Source organism: Megasphaera elsdenii DSM 20460 (genome assembly GCF_003010495.1).
In the GTDB taxonomy this organism is placed as follows: Bacteria; Bacillota; Negativicutes; order Veillonellales; family Megasphaeraceae; genus Megasphaera; species Megasphaera elsdenii.
The window spans coordinates 1,507,663-1,524,048 of sequence record NZ_CP027570.1 but is presented as its reverse complement, the minus strand read 5'-3'; the positions used below and the strand labels follow the sequence as shown (position 1 = coordinate 1,524,048).

At 48.8% G+C, this 16,386-nt stretch carries 21 protein-coding genes and 1 tRNA gene; 2 read left to right on the top strand and 20 right to left on the bottom strand.

Annotation, left to right across the window (positions count from 1 at the left end; all coding sequences use genetic code 11):
• Positions 1–15 precede the first annotated feature (15 nt).
• Positions 16–822 carry a PHP domain-containing protein gene (locus C6362_RS07320; RefSeq protein WP_014016083.1) on the bottom strand — a complete coding sequence of 269 codons (807 nt, stop codon included), beginning with the start codon at positions 820–822 and terminating at the stop codon, positions 16–18.
• A complete protein-coding gene (locus tag C6362_RS07315; RefSeq protein WP_014016082.1) occupies positions 813–2,270 on the bottom strand; it encodes a leucyl aminopeptidase in 1,458 nt (485 codons plus the stop codon). The genes C6362_RS07320 and C6362_RS07315 overlap by 10 nt, the downstream gene beginning before the upstream one ends.
• Positions 2,271–2,485: 215 nt before the next feature.
• On the opposite strand from C6362_RS07315, the gene C6362_RS07310 reads away from it, so the two are divergent.
• A tRNA-Lys gene (locus C6362_RS07310) sits at positions 2,486–2,561 on the top strand.
• Between the two features lie 165 nt (positions 2,562–2,726).
• Here the strand turns inward: C6362_RS07310 and C6362_RS07305 are convergent.
• The 4 genes from C6362_RS07305 to C6362_RS07290 form a co-directional block, all read right to left on the bottom strand.
• Positions 2,727–2,963, bottom strand: a complete 237-nt coding sequence (locus C6362_RS07305; protein ID WP_014016081.1) for a hypothetical protein — start codon at positions 2,961–2,963, stop codon at positions 2,727–2,729.
• Between the two features lie 82 nt (positions 2,964–3,045).
• On the bottom strand, positions 3,046–3,234 hold the full coding sequence (locus tag C6362_RS07300; RefSeq protein WP_014016080.1) for a hypothetical protein: 189 nt from the start codon (positions 3,232–3,234) through the stop codon (positions 3,046–3,048).
• Positions 3,235–3,315: 81 nt separating this feature from the next.
• Positions 3,316–3,750 (bottom strand): hypothetical protein, encoded by a 435-nt coding sequence (locus tag C6362_RS07295; protein ID WP_014016079.1) that lies wholly within the window; start codon positions 3,748–3,750, stop codon positions 3,316–3,318.
• A gap of 94 nt (positions 3,751–3,844) precedes the next feature.
• Positions 3,845–4,042 carry a hypothetical protein gene (locus C6362_RS07290; RefSeq protein ID WP_014016078.1) on the bottom strand — a complete coding sequence of 66 codons (198 nt, stop codon included), beginning with the start codon at positions 4,040–4,042 and terminating at the stop codon, positions 3,845–3,847.
• A 169-nt stretch (positions 4,043–4,211) separates the two neighbouring features.
• Here C6362_RS07290 and C6362_RS07285 point away from each other — a divergent pair, with 169 nt between their 5' ends.
• Positions 4,212–4,931 carry a hypothetical protein gene (locus C6362_RS07285; RefSeq protein WP_014016077.1) on the top strand — a complete coding sequence of 240 codons (720 nt, stop codon included), beginning with the start codon at positions 4,212–4,214 and terminating at the stop codon, positions 4,929–4,931.
• A 309-nt stretch (positions 4,932–5,240) separates the two neighbouring features.
• Here the strand turns inward: C6362_RS07285 and C6362_RS07280 are convergent, their stop codons facing one another.
• The 14 genes from C6362_RS07280 to C6362_RS07210 form a co-directional block, all read right to left on the bottom strand.
• The gene (locus C6362_RS07280) at positions 5,241–5,519 is read right to left on the bottom strand and encodes a hypothetical protein (protein WP_014016076.1); all 279 of its coding nucleotides are present in this window, start codon (positions 5,517–5,519) and stop codon (positions 5,241–5,243) included.
• A gap of 18 nt (positions 5,520–5,537) precedes the next feature.
• A complete protein-coding gene (locus tag C6362_RS07275; protein WP_014016075.1) occupies positions 5,538–6,107 on the bottom strand; it encodes an N-acetylmuramoyl-L-alanine amidase family protein in 570 nt (189 codons plus the stop codon).
• Positions 6,104–6,550: a phage holin family protein gene (locus C6362_RS07270; RefSeq protein WP_014016074.1), complete on the bottom strand. Its 447-nt coding sequence runs from the start codon at positions 6,548–6,550 to the stop codon at positions 6,104–6,106. The genes C6362_RS07275 and C6362_RS07270 overlap by 4 nt, the downstream gene beginning before the upstream one ends.
• On the bottom strand, positions 6,547–7,521 hold the full coding sequence (locus C6362_RS07265) for a reverse transcriptase domain-containing protein (RefSeq protein WP_014016073.1): 975 nt from the start codon (positions 7,519–7,521) through the stop codon (positions 6,547–6,549). Before C6362_RS07265 ends, C6362_RS07270 begins: the two co-directional genes overlap by 4 nt.
• Positions 7,522–7,944: 423 nt before the next feature.
• Complete coding sequence (gene avd, locus C6362_RS07255; protein ID WP_198407941.1) at positions 7,945–8,265, bottom strand: diversity-generating retroelement protein Avd; 321 nt, start codon at positions 8,263–8,265, stop codon at positions 7,945–7,947.
• An 87-nt stretch (positions 8,266–8,352) separates the two neighbouring features.
• Positions 8,353–9,423: an SUMF1/EgtB/PvdO family nonheme iron enzyme gene (locus C6362_RS07250; protein WP_014016071.1), complete on the bottom strand. Its 1,071-nt coding sequence runs from the start codon at positions 9,421–9,423 to the stop codon at positions 8,353–8,355.
• Between the two features lie 5 nt (positions 9,424–9,428).
• On the bottom strand, positions 9,429–9,878 hold the full coding sequence (locus C6362_RS07245) for a hypothetical protein (protein ID WP_014016070.1): 450 nt from the start codon (positions 9,876–9,878) through the stop codon (positions 9,429–9,431).
• Between the two features lie 21 nt (positions 9,879–9,899).
• Entirely contained in the window at positions 9,900–11,549 is a 1,650-nt protein-coding gene (locus tag C6362_RS07240; RefSeq protein ID WP_014016069.1) for a hypothetical protein, read from the bottom strand.
• Positions 11,550–11,554: 5 nt separating this feature from the next.
• Positions 11,555–12,862 carry a phage tail protein I gene (locus tag C6362_RS07235; RefSeq protein WP_014016068.1) on the bottom strand — a complete coding sequence of 436 codons (1,308 nt, stop codon included), beginning with the start codon at positions 12,860–12,862 and terminating at the stop codon, positions 11,555–11,557.
• On the bottom strand, positions 12,859–13,974 hold the full coding sequence (locus C6362_RS07230) for a baseplate assembly protein (protein ID WP_014016067.1): 1,116 nt from the start codon (positions 13,972–13,974) through the stop codon (positions 12,859–12,861). The genes C6362_RS07235 and C6362_RS07230 overlap by 4 nt, the downstream gene beginning before the upstream one ends.
• Positions 13,961–14,275 carry a GPW/gp25 family protein gene (locus C6362_RS07225; RefSeq protein ID WP_014016066.1) on the bottom strand — a complete coding sequence of 105 codons (315 nt, stop codon included), beginning with the start codon at positions 14,273–14,275 and terminating at the stop codon, positions 13,961–13,963. The genes C6362_RS07230 and C6362_RS07225 overlap by 14 nt, the downstream gene beginning before the upstream one ends.
• A gap of 10 nt (positions 14,276–14,285) precedes the next feature.
• Positions 14,286–14,756 (bottom strand): phage tail protein, encoded by a 471-nt coding sequence (locus C6362_RS07220; RefSeq protein ID WP_014016065.1) that lies wholly within the window; start codon positions 14,754–14,756, stop codon positions 14,286–14,288.
• A gap of 8 nt (positions 14,757–14,764) precedes the next feature.
• Positions 14,765–15,229: a phage baseplate assembly protein V gene (locus C6362_RS07215; protein ID WP_014016064.1), complete on the bottom strand. Its 465-nt coding sequence runs from the start codon at positions 15,227–15,229 to the stop codon at positions 14,765–14,767.
• Entirely contained in the window at positions 15,219–16,385 is a 1,167-nt protein-coding gene (locus tag C6362_RS07210; RefSeq protein ID WP_014016063.1) for a phage late control D family protein, read from the bottom strand. Before C6362_RS07210 ends, C6362_RS07215 begins: the two co-directional genes overlap by 11 nt.
• Between the last annotated feature and the right edge of the window lies 1 nt (position 16,386).

The following is a 16,386-nucleotide window of genomic DNA, read 5'->3' as shown; positions in this document are numbered from 1 at the left end:
TGCTTTTCTTAAAGCTTATCCTTTTACATCATTCAGTAAGGCTTTTACAGCTTGGGCATCGACGGTGAAAACGCCGACCTTTTCCGGGAAGCGCCCTGTCGTGCCGTGGAAATCAGAGCCGCCGCTGACGTACCAATGACGGTCCTCGGCCAGTTTCAAAAATTCCTTATAACGGCCGCGGTTCTTGGGGTGATAGACTTCGACGCCGTCAAAGTCATGGGCCAGGACCTGGTCCAGCGTCCGCTTGAGCAGTCCCGGATGGGCCAGGACGGCAATGCCCCCGGCCTGGCGGATAAGGGCGACACAGTCGTCGATGCTGCGGCGGTGATACGGCACGTAGGCTGGACCCCCGCGATAGAGGAGCTTATCAAAGACCGTCTTGACGTCCGGGAAATAGCCTTTGGCCACGAGCTGGCGGGCAATATGGGGCCGGCCGACGGTGCCGCCCTGTCGCAGCGTCGCTTCGATGGCGCTGCGGTCGATATCATAACCAAGCGCCCGGCAGCGGTCGACGATTTCCAAGGCCCTGTTGAAGCGCCGTTCCTTGAACTGGGCGCAGTAAGCCTGCAGCCCTTCATCAGCCGTATCAATGCCGTACCCCAGGATATGGACATCTTCGCCGTCACATTCCGAACTGATTTCAATAGCCGGGATGACGCGGACGCCTGGCGCAAAAGAATGGCTGCCATCATAGGCGGCGACGGTATCGTGGTCAGAAATGGCCATGACACTGAGCTTGGCATCGACAGCCATCCGGGTCAGCTGCTCCGGTGTATAGACACCATCGGAGCAGGTCGTGTGCATGTGTAAGTCTACGAGCATGGGAAGCCTCCCTGTAATAAATGAAGAATCGATTTGATGCCGACGCCGGTCGCCCCGATGAGGCCCGTTTCATCGGCTTTTTCATTGAAAGCCGGACCGGCAATATCCAAGTGGATCCACGGCGTGCCGTCGTGGACGAACTGCTTGAGGAAGAGGCCTGCCGTAATCGCGCCGGCTTCGGGACCGCCGACGTTCTTCAAATCGGCTACGTCGCTTTCCAGGAGCTTTTCATATTCTTCATCAGCCGGCAGCTGCCATATCTTTTCGTGGACTTCCGTAGCGGCCTGGAAGAAATGGTTCATCCACTCCTGGTCGTTGCCGATCATGCCCGTCCGGACAGTCCCCAAAGCCGTCACGCAGGCGCCGGTCAAAGTCGCCAGGTCGATGAGGCGCGTCGCCCCTTTTTCCTGGGCATACGTCAGGGCGTCGGCCAGGATGAGCCTTCCTTCGGCATCGGTATTCTTGACTTCTACGGTCTTGCCATTATACATGGTCAGGATATCATCGACATGATAGGCCATACCGGAAGGAATATTTTCGACCAGCGGGATGACCGCCAGGACATTGACGGGATACTTGAGCAGCATCAACGCCCGCATGACACCGACAGCCGCTGCGGCCCCAGCCATATCGTCCTTCATAAATTCCAGATTGGCATGACTTTTAAGGGACAAGCCGCCGCTGTCATAGGTGACGCCCTTGCCGACGATGCCCAGGACTTCCCGGCTGTTAGGGTCCCCCTGATAGGCGATGGACAAGAGCTGCGGCGGATTCATGCTGCCCTTGCCGACGGCGACGATGCCGCCCATATGGCGTTTTTCCAAAGTCCACTTATTGAGGTTCTCAATGAGGATATTATCGCCCTTGAGCATCCCGCCGACGATGTCGGCGAACTTGCGCGGCGTCAAATCGTTCGACGGCATGTTGACCAGATCCCTGGCGGTATAGATGCCTTCATAGACCGAAGTATACATATAGCACATAGAATTGAATTCCTTCGGCCGCAGGCTATGGGTCAGGATATTGATATTGCCAATGGTCCGGCTCTTAGCCTGGCGTTTATAGCGGGTAAATTCATAATTGCGGTACAGCAGGCCATCGATGAGGGAGCCCAGATCCATATCCAGGGTATCAGCCATGACAGCCAACTCGCTGACGCCTTCCTTCATAGCCGCTGCCATGAGGCGCCGGGCCATACGGAAATCTTCATACGTCGAATAACGGATGGGCTTCCCTTCCAGGCCGATGAGGAAATATGTCTTAGCCTGACCATCCGACAGGAAATGGAAGACATGGAGGGATGTATATGGTAACACCTCCGGATGCTGTTCAACATAAGCCCGGATGACCATGACATCATCCTTGGGCAACTGACGCAGCGTCGACAAGCGCCGATTGATGCCGACGGCAAGCGTATCCATACCGCCATTGCCATTATAAGTAATCATGCGCATCGCTCACTTTCACTCTATTTACAAATTAAGTATTTTGGGTAAAATCTCACTGCTTTCATTATACATTCGCCGTATCGCCAAAATCAAGAATCGGGAGAAATTCAACTTTCTGTAAATTTTTTTTAAAAAAAGCTTGCAATTCTCTCCGATTTAGTGTATTATACTACATGTGCTCAGGAAACAGCGAGTACGAAGAAAAAACAAAACATGGACCATTAGCTCAGCTGGCAGAGCACCTGACTCTTAATCAGGGTGTCCAGGGTTCGATCCCCTGATGGTCCACCACAACAAAGTTGATAGCCATCGCATTTATGCGGTGGCTATTTTCGTATGACCCCTAAAAGTCTGGTGTCTTTGACCCCATTTTGACCCCGCCATATATTTCCCTCTTATTTAATCATTATATAAATAAAAGGACAGCTCATTTCGAGCTGTCCTTTTATCTGCTTTTCAGTCTTCGATTATCGTTCTGCAATCTTCAAAATTCAAGCCTTTTTCTAAGTATTCTTCCAATTGGTCACCGATAAGCGCATCGTGTTCATCGGTTTCCGGGATGCCATTTTCATCGACATACTTTTCAATCGATGTTGTCATGTCTTGCTCTGTGCCTTCAGGAAAAGCCTTCAAGACTTCACTCCAAATTCTTTCTAATTCTTTCTTTTCGTTATCCGTGATGTTTAATTTCATAATTACCGTCTCCTTCTTATCTTTTCTGTGGGGTTCATTTCCCCCTTCTTTAATTATATTGTACTGCATGTAGTACAGATTGTCAAGGGTTATGTGTAAACTTTTCGGCTTTTTCTTTGCAAGCAGCCTGTATATAAGCGGCCATGCTAATACCAGCTATTTCAGCCCAGGCCTTAATCTGTTCTTTGGTTCCCTTTGGGACTCTGATAGTGATTGACTCGTAGTTTTTTGCGAGCCACTTTTTATTGGCTTTTTTTCTGCTTTCTTCCATATATCATCCCTCCTGTTTCTTTTAGACAAGAAAAATAAAAAATTAGCCCCGCCGAATTCTCGACGGGGCCGACGGAATATTTTACATGCCGTCTTTTGCCTTGAAAGCCACTACAGCTGCCCCTAATAGATCTTTTTTAAATGTTCTCCATTCTCGATGGTCAATCCACCACGATGCCGAATCATTTTGATAGTAATCCTTTGTAAATTCATCGAGAAAGTCAGCGAAATCGTCTCCGGCTCCCTTGCGAATCGCAAGCTTTTCTTTTTCGAATGTTTCAATTTTTTCTTTCCGAATTTTATTTGCCCAGGAAATTTGCTTTTCCGAGCCTTTTAATTCCGGAAGCTCATGTCCTTCCGCGAATGCCTTTTCTTCAGTCTGTTTTTCTGCTTTATAACAATCATGACAAAGACCATATTCTTCAAAATATTTGATTTTTCTTTCTCGTTCTTCGGCTTTGCCGAAGACTTCAATAGTTCCTTCGTGACCACAGCTGTATGTAATATTTACCTTCATTTTTACCGCTCCTTTCGGTTCACTCTTGGGGCTTTCTGCCCTCTTTCTGATTATATTATAACATGCATTTTGATTATGTCAACACTATTTTTGATTATTTTTTACGGATTTCTATAGTATATCCATACTTCTCTACAATCCCACTAAGCTCTACATATTTTATAGAGCCGTTTTTAATTTTTGCATTAAGATTCTGCTGAAACATCCCGTTTTCGCGGGCGATTTCTGCTTCTGACTTGTCTACATCGATAAGCCATTTTTTCCACATCTTCTGAAACTGTTCTTTTGTCATTTTTACATCACTCCCATCTATTGATTATATACTATTACACATTTTATAAGGTGTCAATAACATTATTATATTTTTAAAAATAATTATTTTTAGTGTTGACAACGCCCAGTAACATGTGATACGATTTAGACAACAATAAAAACAGTGTTGTACAAAGGAGGAAAACATTATGACAATGATTAAATACGAGAATGCAAAAGCAAGACTGGAAAATGCAAAAGTAAAACTGGAAAAAGCGCAAAAGAGATTACAGAGAAAAATGGATCAGTTGGAAAAGTTGGAACTTTATAAAGTCAACGGAACTCTTCCTAAAGAATATCAGGTCCCAGAATTCAAGGGGCAAGCCGAACGGTGGTTACAAATTGATATTCAATTTGCAACCGATGAAGTCAAAGAAGTGAACAAGAAGGTTTCGGAAGCCACTGAAAAGGTTAAAGAATTAACCGAAAAAGTGGAACAGTTGAAAGCGAAAAACGAAGACCTCAAAGCCGTTCCAGAGGTTCTCGTAAAACTTCAAGCTGAATTGGAAAATAGTTGGAACAAAACAGCTTTTTACCGGCGTGACCTGTACAAAAGTGAATGCAAGGAAATGGGCTACAAAGCCTTTGTGAAAAAATACGGGTATCATGCTTACGAAGAGAAAGACTTGACGGATAAGCAAATAAAATCGAAAAATAAGGTCGCCGCACAAGGTTACATAATCGATCTTGTTGGCCGGGTGAAGAAAAAGGTCGGTATCATTACCGACTACAGTGGAATCCGGTTAGATAGCAACGGAAAGGCCCTAAACGGCACGATAACGGGAACGAATGGGACCGCCTATGTTGAAACAATAATTGCCGGTGGATGGAATATACAGCGATTACATTTAAGAACCATTGTAAAATGAAATGACAGGCGGGGCTTCTGGCTCCGCCTGGCTACACTGGCCGCACGGTAACAAATGAAATAGCAAAAAAGGCTTGTCTACCAAATGTGGTAAACAAGCCTTTTTTGCTTGACTAGCTGTTATTACTACTAATCAACGTTACAATTTCAATCCTCGTGGTCAGAATATTTCTGCCATGACTTGCCTATAGTATAGCACATCTCGCAAAATTTGCAATAAAAAAATAGCCCCTGGGCTCGGCAATCTGCGTACAATCGCAGTGCGTACTACCAAGGGCTGCTACATTATCAATAGTTTTATATGTCGTATCTACTTATTTATGTCAGACAATCCGGACTGGATACTACTGATAATAGTACCTACTGTGCTGCTGATAAGTTTGATATAGACGGAGTTACGGATTTTGACCCAGGGCGACGTCGTGCTATTGATTTCAGCCTGGAGCGGGTCGGTGATTAATTTAATCTGCGATTCTACGAGTGGGCGGAGTTCGTCGACGGTAATGCTTGATACAACTGCTGCTGCCTGAGCTTTCGCGATTTCTGCCGCTTTCTGTGCCATAAGGTCTAAAATTTCCTGTTTATCCATGTTTTTGTCCTCCTTAAATTACTGTAAGCTACATTCATAATCTGTTACGCCACGTGCAATAGCCCTGGCGAAGTTATCCCACTTGTCTGTAAGTAGGGCCGCGTCATCGTCATTGTCAATAAATGCTGTCTCTACGAGTACGGCCGGCATATCGGTATGGCGCAGTACGATGAGTCCCGGCATCTCTTTGACGCCGCGGTCTACGGTGCCCAGTGCGCTGACAATCTGGTCCTGGATGCACTGCGCGAGGTTCCCCCCGTTGCTCATGCGGCTGTAACACTCTACTTCCGTGCCGCGGGCCTGGCCGTTGGCGGCATTACAATGGATGCTGACAAATACATCTGCCGGCCAGTCATTCGCATCGTCGCAGACAGCTACCGGGCGGTCGTCGTAGTTGCTATCATAGTAAAGATTGTCCGACTGTAATAGTCGGCATTCACATCCAGCTGCTTCAAGATATTTTTGCACAGCAGTACCGATTTTGGCTGCTACATCGCATTCGCGCAAATCTACATTTCCATCCGCATCATAATGTACTGCGCCACTATCATACTTAATATCATGGCCCGGATTGATAAATACCTTCATTTTCGTTCCTCCTTTTTGTTGGTCAATTGTTCTAATGTATCTTTTAATCTGGCGGGCACCGGTAAACCGGCTTTTGCCGCATTTTCAATAATTGATAAACCCTCATTTCCCAAAAAAAACCACGCAACTAGCGATTGGACAGCCGGCTGTCCAGTTGCCCGATCTAATTCGTGTGCCAATGCGACAAGCAACAGTATCACGATTTTTTTACATATTCCCTTGAATCCGCGTTGACTATTGAGCTGCATATTGGGATTGATATATGCCGCCAAAATTCCAGTAATATAATCAATGGCCATGGCCACTAATAATGCTTCTATTACCGTATTCCATCCAACCAGATATGAAAAAATGGTTCCACCGCATGATACTGCTGCTCCCCACTCTATTTCGGGCCCTGCCGGGGCCATCTCGCGAAAAAAATTGATTACTGCTTCTATCATTTATTTCCCTCCTTTCGCTTTCTAACCAGTACAAGGTTGTTCAGTATACTCTTCCTGAGCTCGTAGCTATCGCAGTGTGACAATAGTCCGAAATAGCTTGTTAGTGAAGCGGCGACGGTCTGTATGTCGACTTCTCCGCGAGCGTAGGCTCTTTTTAGCCACCGAAGGCGGTGCTTCATCTTGAGCGCGCTCTTTTTCCTGAGTCGGATATGGTCGCGCCAGATCCGGTATCCGCAGAAGTCAACGCCCTGCACCTCGGATCGGATACAAGTCTTTGCGTTGAGCTTGAGTCGTAGCCTCTCGCGCATAAAATCGTCCATCGCGCGCCAGACTTCCCAAAGCCTCGCACGGTCGTTGCTCACGACGATAACATCGTCCATATACCGGATGTAGTACTTGCACTTCAAGATGCGTTTCGCATATTGGTCTGCTTCGTTGAGGTATAGGTTCGCGAACATCTGCGAAGAAAGGTTCCCGATAGGCATTCCGACGCTGGAAAGCCGCTCGCCCGTGAAGTCGTAATCATCGGTCGCGATGCCGAAATCGTGGTCGCTATAGATAATCTCATGTAGTAACCAAAGTAGCCCGCGGTCTTTCACGATGCGCTCCAAGATCCCCATGAGTACATCGTGGTCGATACGGTAAAAGTACTTGCTGACGTCCATTTTCAGAATGTAGGCTGTGCCGGTCTGTAGTCGTAAATATTCTTTGAGCTTCGCAACCGCGCGATGCGCGCCGCCGCCGATCCTGCATCCGTAGGAAGTTGATAAATACCTCCGGTCGAGAATCGGATTGAGCTGCCGGTAAATCGCCCATTGTACAACACGGTCGCGAGACGGCAACGCCATGATTAGTCTGCGTTTCGGATCTCGCACGTAAAATTCGTGATACTTCCCTACGCGGTATTCTCGCCAAATCAGCTCATTCTGAATCTCGATAAGATTTTCCTCAAGGCTCTGCGCGAATTGCATGACTTCCTGCCTGTATCGCTTGCATTTCCTCGCCTCCCTGTATGCGTAATATAGATTTTCAAAGTCGTAAATAGCTGGATAAATATTCCCAATTCGTTTCAAGCAAAATCCCTACTAACCTACCCGCGCCCTTCCAGCCTGCGCCTTCCTGCGTGCGCCGTACTAACCGCGGGTATCCGTTTTTGTTTTTTGCGCCATTGCTGGTGCATGGAGAATGGCCCCTTTATTTCTTCGTGTACTGTGCGTAGCCCCGTAGGGCTGCGCCTTCTGACGTTCGAAGTAAAGCGGAGCGGAACCCGATGTTGCCGTTCGCGTTCGACCGACGGTTATTGACGTTCAGCGCGAAAACTCCCGCGTTCGAACCGTTGTTCCAATTGCCGCCAGCGATCGGGAGCCGAATATACGGCCATCCCCCAAAGGTGATTAGCGCTTCTCCGCTGCTTTTATCCAGCCGCCAAGCATCTTGCCGATTTCCTCGATGTAAGCGCAAAGCCTCTCGTATCTCTTGATACTCATATAGCGGCGCTCGAATCCCATCCGGATAAAGTGCTTGAGGACGAATAACTCTACATCCGCGTCATGGAGCGTTGTCTTCTTGTAATACTTCTTTGCCGCTGCAATAATCAGCCGGTAGAACCGCATGAAGCTGTCCTTTGTATCCGCGCCGAGCGCGAACTTCTCCGACTTCGGATATTGCACGACCGCGTCATAAAGCTCGTCCATAAAGTCCGCGGATTTCGTCAAAATGGTCAGCTTGTCGATGGTTGTTCATCCTCTCTGAAGTAAGGGCACGGGCTATCGCCCGCGCCTGCAAAACACAAGTGACAAGGTTCAAATCGCAATGTAAGCGGAGCGGAACCCGATGTCGCCGTACGCGAACGACCGATGGCGAGAGACGTACAGCGCGAAAACTCCCGCGTCCGAACCGTTGAGCCAATCGCCGCCAGCGATCGGGAGCCGTTCGCCGTAATTGCGTACCCAAGAATAGTCATCGACATCGGTCCACGTAGAAGGGAGCGCAATGCCGAGCTGGTAAACGCTCTTCGGAATCGTGAAGCCGGAAGCCGCAGCGACCTCGGTGATTTTACTGCCGTTCTCCGCGTAATATTCTTCGGTCGAACCTCCGGTGTACTGCTTATTCGTAACGGTTGCCGCGATATTGTACTTACCAATATTGTGGTTTTCCTTGTTCGCGTCGCCCGCAACAGTAGAGTTGTAGCAAGCCCCGAGGTCGACAAATCCGGTCAAGTTTTTATAGGCATTTTGGTTGTCAAAATTATTCATAACTACGCCATCTTCACCGACCGCATACAGCTTGCCGTCAACCGTCTTGTAGCCGTCGTTCCACTCCCAAACATTGCCACAAAGGTCAGAAATGCCATATGGCGTGTTGTCGTGGTTCCAGCTCTGCGGGCCACTGCCCGTGAGTGTCCTGCTGTCGCGGCCAATGACGCCGTGTTCGTGCGCCGCGTCGTGAGCTTTGCCGTAATTCGTGTTGCCGCGTGGCATAAAGCCGTTCTTATGGCACCACTGCTCGATGGCTGCCCATTCAAGACGACTCATCAGATGCCATCCTCGGCCCTTCGCTTCGCAAGCGGCTTTCGATGCGTCAAAGTTAATCCAGTTCGCAGGATCTTCGTGCGCAAGAGAGTACGCGCGACCGCTGACTACGATGTTCTGATATTTAGAAATCATAATTTCTGGAACTTCTTTACCGTGGACAATAAAAGCCGGGTGCGTGCCCGTGCCGAGCGTGCCGGACGGGTCAACATCTTCCAGGTTGAATTTCGGAACAACAACCATGACGGACGGGTTGCCCGCGTTGTCGTATACAAGTGTGTTCTTGCCGCCGCTCGCGTGTTCAATGGCTTTGCGGTCTTTGTCAATGATGAAACTTTCCATTTTGATTATTCCCCTTTCGTATCTGCCGTGGTTTCTGCTGCCGTGGTCGTGGTTGCGCTTTCCGTTGTCGTGTTGGCTGCCGCGCTCTCTGACTCGATGGCGACCTGCATAGGCCAAAGCGTGAATTGAATATTGTCTATGTCAATCGGAACGCGCTCCGGCTTGTACTGCTCATCGCCGTCTTTGTTCTTCTCGCCCGTGTCGACCATCTGCATCTGATACGGAGGAATCTCCGCCATAAGCAAGATGTACGGGAGATAAGAATTGAAGCCGACGCTTAAGGTTCCCGAATAGTCCTGCATGATGTAGACGGTCTGCGCCATATCCGACTGAATTTCTTGCAAATCGGCGTGGACCGTATTCTCTCCCTGCCCTGCGTACAGCGTCGTGCCGTCGACCTTAAACGGCACGTACTCCGCTTTTCCCCACTTCTTGGGGATTCTCTTAATCAGCATATTCTCTGCCTCCTCTTATGCTTATGCGTTCGGCTGCGTCAGCGTCCAGCGCACGACGACGTTATCCGCGACGCCGTGGCTCTTAATCGTAAAGCCGTTCGGACTCTTGCCCGTAACTTCAAGCACCGTATCGCGGTTGTAAGCCGTACTTTCGATATTTAGTGCGACCGAGTAATCGCTCCCGATGGCCGCGTATGGCAGCGTGACCGCGGTCGCGGGAATCGTTCCGTAATAATTGCTGTAGTGCGACTCGACGCGCCGAATGTCGGTGAATTTCGCGTTGTTGAGATTTGCCGCGGTGTCCCCGGCCGGAATCGTGATGCGGTAAAGTCCAAGCTTGCCGTCTGGCACGCTGTCTGCAACCTTGACTTTATACTTGTCTCCGTCGTTGTCGACGTAGGCATAATAGTTGGCCGCCGCACTGCCACTGTTCGTTGGCACTGTCGCTACGCTGTCCTGCGTGTCGTAGATGGAGACGAGCATTCCGTCTACATACATGAGCGAATAGTTTGCCGCGCTGTACGTGCCAGTCCGCGTAATCTTGACGTTTCGCGTGCCGTCGATAGCGTTGATAATGCCGCCTGCGACAACGAATTTATTGTAAATCGTTGCCGTGCCCTGCTGAATGCGCTGCGTTTTCCAGTTCGTCAGCTCCGCGGCCTGCTGATGGACGGCCTGAAAAAGCTCTTTAAGTACGGCCTGGTCGCTCTCGCGGTTCGCGCTCTGCTCGTAGGCCGAGGCAATCGGATAAAGTGGCAAAACATCCTGCACGGCGATGACGTCATGATAAAGCCCCGTAGCAATCTGCGTGCCGCTGTTGTAGGCCGGCGCTCCCTCTTTATTGTCCGTCGCATTATACGCCGTCTGGTTGCGGCGATGGACGCGGAAAAGTGGCAGTGCGTAGACGTAGCCGTCAACGCACCTAAGTGCCGTACACGCGGCGCTAGAGCCGTCACCCGCACGATACAGGCCGTTGCCGACGCTGCCGAAAGTGTAGTTCGTGTCGCTCTGTGCTCCGGCCCGCGCTTTCACACGGTCACCATTGTCGACGCCTTTAGGGTGGGTCGTGAAATTCACGTCCGTGACGGTGCGGAAGTTCCAGCGTAGCTGGATGCGTCGCGTCGTCTCAGCGCCGGCCACGTTGTCCTGCAAATCGTTGGCAAGCGTCCCAGACGCGATGCCGCCATAGCGGTAAACGTTCTCGTCATCATCCTCGGGACTGCCGGACGGTGCGACTTCTTCAAACCAACACTCTACGAATGCAAGGTCCTCGCGGCTGCCACTGTTTGGCGCGGCTGGAAAAACAATGTCCGATGCAGCATCGTTCCGATTGCTTCCTGACAATGTTAGTAGCCAGCCATTGACGCACGCCATTGCGCCGGAAATCCTCAACGTATTTTTCTTGTCCGTAATACCCGCCTGGACGTCCATGCTAATAATGCCTGAAGACATGATTGTCCGCAGGATGTCAGCTCTTAACTTATTTTGAATCTGTTGCATCAGGTTTAATTCGGAATCCAGTATCGGCTTCGCTTGCTGAAAGGCCACTAAACCGAAGTTCCGATTATTGGGGCTCAAGACTCTGGAAAGGCCGGTCGACACGGTTGGTCCATTTTCCCAAAGCTCACGAGCTGTCGTATCGCCCTGAAATTTTACTATCTCTTCACTCATGTTCATTATCCTTTCTGAATTTTAATGTATCCCATCAATGCATGACTATTTAAAATCACCCCCTTTGTTGGCGAAAAGCGCTTGATAATTTTCCCCGGGATGGTCGTTTCAACTGCTCTTTTTTTTGTTGTATGATCCGTCATATTTAGCAGTGTGGCTCCAGGCTTCTGTATAATATTTTTATAGATTGGCGTATGGACTGTCCGACGTATGGTGGTGGTCGGGCTATTATTAGTCAACCGCTTCCCGTTGGTGAGCGCGCCGACGAAGGTTTTCATTGTCGTATGCGTTATTTTTACTTCGCTTTTTTCATGTTTTTGTACCTGTCCACCGTTTAAGCAGATATCTTTTTCCCCGTTCATCGTATCGGCTCTAAAGGTTTTCCATCTGTGTGTTATATGCAGTGTCTGGTCTTTGGGGATAATTTTAACAGCTCCGTTGTTTGTGGTTCCCCGTGTGAATTGCTTTTCGATGACCTCCTTGTCATATCCAATGTCGATTTTCTTTATTCGAGTAATTCCAACATTGTTTAGGGAGTATCCTCCAGTGTTAAATATTCTTCCCTTTTTCTGAGTAGTTTGGGTGGTAGTCCACTGCTTTTTATATGACTGGCTGTTGTTCAGATCTATGCGTCTAAATTTTCCATTTATCTTTTTCCCCGAAAATATAGTTTCGTGGTGTTCGATTCGGACTACGTTATTTTCTGTCCTTTCTACTGTGCCGCATGATTTGTTTAGCCCTGTTTTAAAAGCGATTTCCGTTATCCATGTTGTTTTGTGCGTCTCTGGAATGCATGAATCATCTCGTTTGCAACTATTGAGTTTAAACGGATTGCTGGCAAATACGACAAAATAGTCTAGCCATGACCTGACGTTTTTGTATGCGTTAATTGCTCGTGTCATTTTATCAATTATCGTTGCATCGCCTAAAGTGCCGGTCGATAGTTTGACTCTGAAATGATACGGATCTCCGCCGTATTCTGTCCATTCTTGTATGAGCGCTGATTTATGTACGGTAGTAATGGCTTGCTGTACAGCGTATTTCGTTCCTTTGTATCTATGTAGCAAGAATGACTCTTTGACTTGTTTCCTTTTTGCCGTCAAGTCAGAATCGTCATATTCATCTACATGCATTTGCGCTGCTAGATGATCAATCAGCGCTTCTGGCAAATTGTCGATAGCGGGATAAATCAATAATAAGTCTGAATTAATGCCAGATAGTGCCATATCAACTGCCTGGGCCAAATCCGGCACAGGAGCTTTGTCGATGGATTCAGGCAAATGTTTTGCGATTTTGTAATCTGCGTCTATCATTCGTCTTCACTTCCTCCTAGGACAATAGATGTCGTTTTATCCTGGGCTACTTGCGTGTCTGTCAGCACAGTATAAGTCGGTGCTGTGAGGGTGACGCGCTTTACGCCAGCGACGGCCATTACATCGGCAATTAACCGTGACGGGTTGATGTCGCGGCCAATTTTAGATTTCTGCCACAAGCGATAGTTATTTACGGCTTGAGCTACAGCGTCTTTGATTGTTGATTTCGCTGTTCCAGTGTCGGTATAGTACGTCATCGCAATGTCATAGGATACCTCATCCGGGGCGACGACAGATACATTGTCAGTTAAGGGTCGAACTTTATCTGCGGATACCACCGTTTTTACTGCATCAAGCAATTCCTGTTTCGGCAGTGTCCCGCCGGTCATGAGCGGCCGTATTTCAACGGTGCCGGCACTGGGACTGGTTACGGCGACATCGATGATACCGCTATTGGCCGATTTCGCCCAATACTCGTAAGCCCCTGTCGGCCCGGCCGTGGAAAAGTGTTCCGGCGCTTCGTGGATGCGTTCTCGATAGTCGTCATCTGACTCTTCATCGGCGCCGCCTGCGCTGGCCGTCGTATTGACGATGGAAGCCACATATGCCACCGGGTCAACGACGGATTTGATTTCGCCAGGGAGAAACCCATTTCCGACTGTGCCGACCGTCTGACAGGTTGCTTTTACCGTCGTTGTCAAGTTCCCGGCCAGGACGGCCACATCTTCGTTGGTTGCGAAATAAATGCCGTTATCTGTCGCTACGCGCGTTCCGGATTTTACGATAGTTTCCTGCTCGCGTTTAGCTGCTAGCGTAATCAGCAGCGTTGTCGTTGCGGCTGATGCCGGTATTCGCGACGTATCGGAAAAGGCGCCGAGGTTGTCCAGGTTTCCACCTGATGCATATTTCAGCAAATTCTGTTTGCCAATGTAATTTTGATTATTTACAAGCCGGACAATCGCTTCGGATACGACCAGCAAGAATAGTCGTACTGGGTCGCCTTGGGCTAAGGTCCGACCAGTTATGCTGGTATAGTCGTTAAAGACGGCAGCTTTGATTTTCTCCGCATCGCCGTCTACGAATTCGATGTCTGGTAAATCAGCTAGTTTCATTAATTTTCACCGTCACTTTCGGCATAAGTCGTCCGTTGATATCGCCAGTGAATGTTATTTCTGTAATGCTTACCCTCGGCTCGTAGCGCTTGATTTGAGCAAAGATTTCACTCGACAAAATCGCTTCTGCTTGTAGCATGGGCTTATCTACGGCATCCCCGGAAATTCCAAACTCCCTATCAAGTGGCACTGAGAATTTTACAGTCCCCAAGATGGTCCGGACGTTCTGCAATATTTCTTCGATTTTCGTTGCTGGCGCAAAATCAATGGTTTTGGCGTCTGGCATTACAACATATTCCACGGATGTCCTCCTATCTAAAGACGGTCAGTATCCCGTTGGCAATGCTGCCGTAAAGGTTCAGTTTTGATTTTTCTTCCTGGTAGTTGCTATCATCGTATTCGACAAGCTTGACGTTTACTTTGGCCCAAATTAATGCCCCAACAGAGCTAAAAAACGTATCCGAAACGGACATGGAGTCCAGGCGCCAGTAGTTTTGGCTGACTGGCCGCATCCCGATGATTAGCGGGAATACGGTGCCGTTTTCGCACATCTCCTTCATCGTGGCCAAGTCCTTTTTTATCGCAATGTTATGCGATGCTGTGAGAATAAGGTCAAAGGTGATTGTTCGTAATTTCGGCCCGATGAACTCACTGACCGGCTTATGATAGATAATGTCATGGTCCTGCCAGCGGCTTCCCGCCTCGGTCTGATAGTTGGCCGGTGTCCTTAGATAATGCGACGATACGATGAATGGCAGACTGCCCATATATCCGATATACATAACGCCTCCTATTCTGGCGTGCTCGTTTTACTGCCGCCTGGCGTGACACCGCCGTGTACATGCGACACGAGTGATATGCCGTTAACTACCACATCCCCACCGGAAGCATTAATCTGCAAGACCCCGCCGACATTGATTTTCATATTTCCCGGCGTGTCGATGACCCGTGTGTTGGCATCGGCTCCGCCAGGCGGCGCATCAGTGCTGCTGAAGAAAGTTCCCAGCACGAATCCATCACCTACGCCGGCACCCGAAAAGTTCGGCATCTGTATGCAGAGCACTTGGTCCCCGACAGCCGGCATCCAGAAATCTTTCGATTCCGATGAGCCGCGTTGAAGGACGAACATATCGTTCGTTACCTTGTTTCCTTTATCTTCACGACACACGCGCACGGTTCCGTCTTTCGGAGTCAGTGCGCATACAGTGCCATAAAATATCAGGTTTTCCAATAGCTTTTTGATGTTAGTATCCATCGAGGCACCTCCTCATTTCCAGACTGAGTACATAACCATTGCCCAAGCTGTGTGTTGCTTTTGTGACGATATATTTTCCATCAAAGGCACCGAAGTTCATGAAACCGATAACAATGCCGGCCATGAAGTGGAAGTCGCCGTACAGGCTAAAGGATGCCGTGATTTCATCCCGGTTCTGTTCTCGCAATTTTTTCCTGGCCAGCTTATTTGCAGCGTCCACTGTGTCGCATTGTTCATTCACTTCCAGCGTCAGCCCCGTTTGCTTATTCGGGGCTTCAAAGTAGCCCTCGATGACTTCTTTGTTCTTGCCCTGCTTGTATTTAACGTGGCAGGCCCGATAAATGTCACGGGTCTTGGCTTTCATTGAGTAGGACAGAAAATCCGTGAAGTTCAGCGGATTTTCAGGCGATACGTCATCATCACTCGTCTGCTCAGAAAACGAGGCTGTCCCTGGCCGCCAGAATACAATCAGCGGCTCTTGGGTTTCCAGCTGGTATTCATCGAGGATGATAATGGTCTTGGTCGATATTTTCAGATCCAGGCCGGCATCATCACATAGCTTCTTCAAAAATTCAAGGTCTGATGCGTCTGACTGCTCGACATGCTCATACGATGGGTTGTTCTGGTCCCCCGGCTCATAGTCCAGCAACATGCCATTTCTCCATGCAATATCATTGGCGATTTTATAGAGACTGATATTATCCCACGATTGATTCTGCTTAATGCCTCGCAATGACGTATCAGCAATGGCGTTGACGGCTTTGATTTGTACCGTCGTCGGCATCCCGTTGATTTCTATTTCATCGACTTCAAATTCTCCGACTGGCAATTCTTTGATACCCTCGTTGACGCCGTTTTTGTTCAGCGTATAAAGGGTAATGTCCAATTTGGACCCCGGTTCCGGATACCACGTGTCCTGCCACAGCTGTGCCCTGTCTTCCAAGGTGACTGTCATGTCATCGACTTGTCCGGACAGGTTGTCCGTCACTTCAATGGATAGTAGATACTTCATCATATCTTCGGATATGTCTTTGCTCTCTGTTTCGCCTGCCGGCGTATACAGTATTTGAGCATAGGCCCGGCGTCCGAGGAATGTCCCCGGCGTCAGTTCTTTTTTCCATTCATTTAATTTGGCTTTAATCGTTTCTAAAGACATA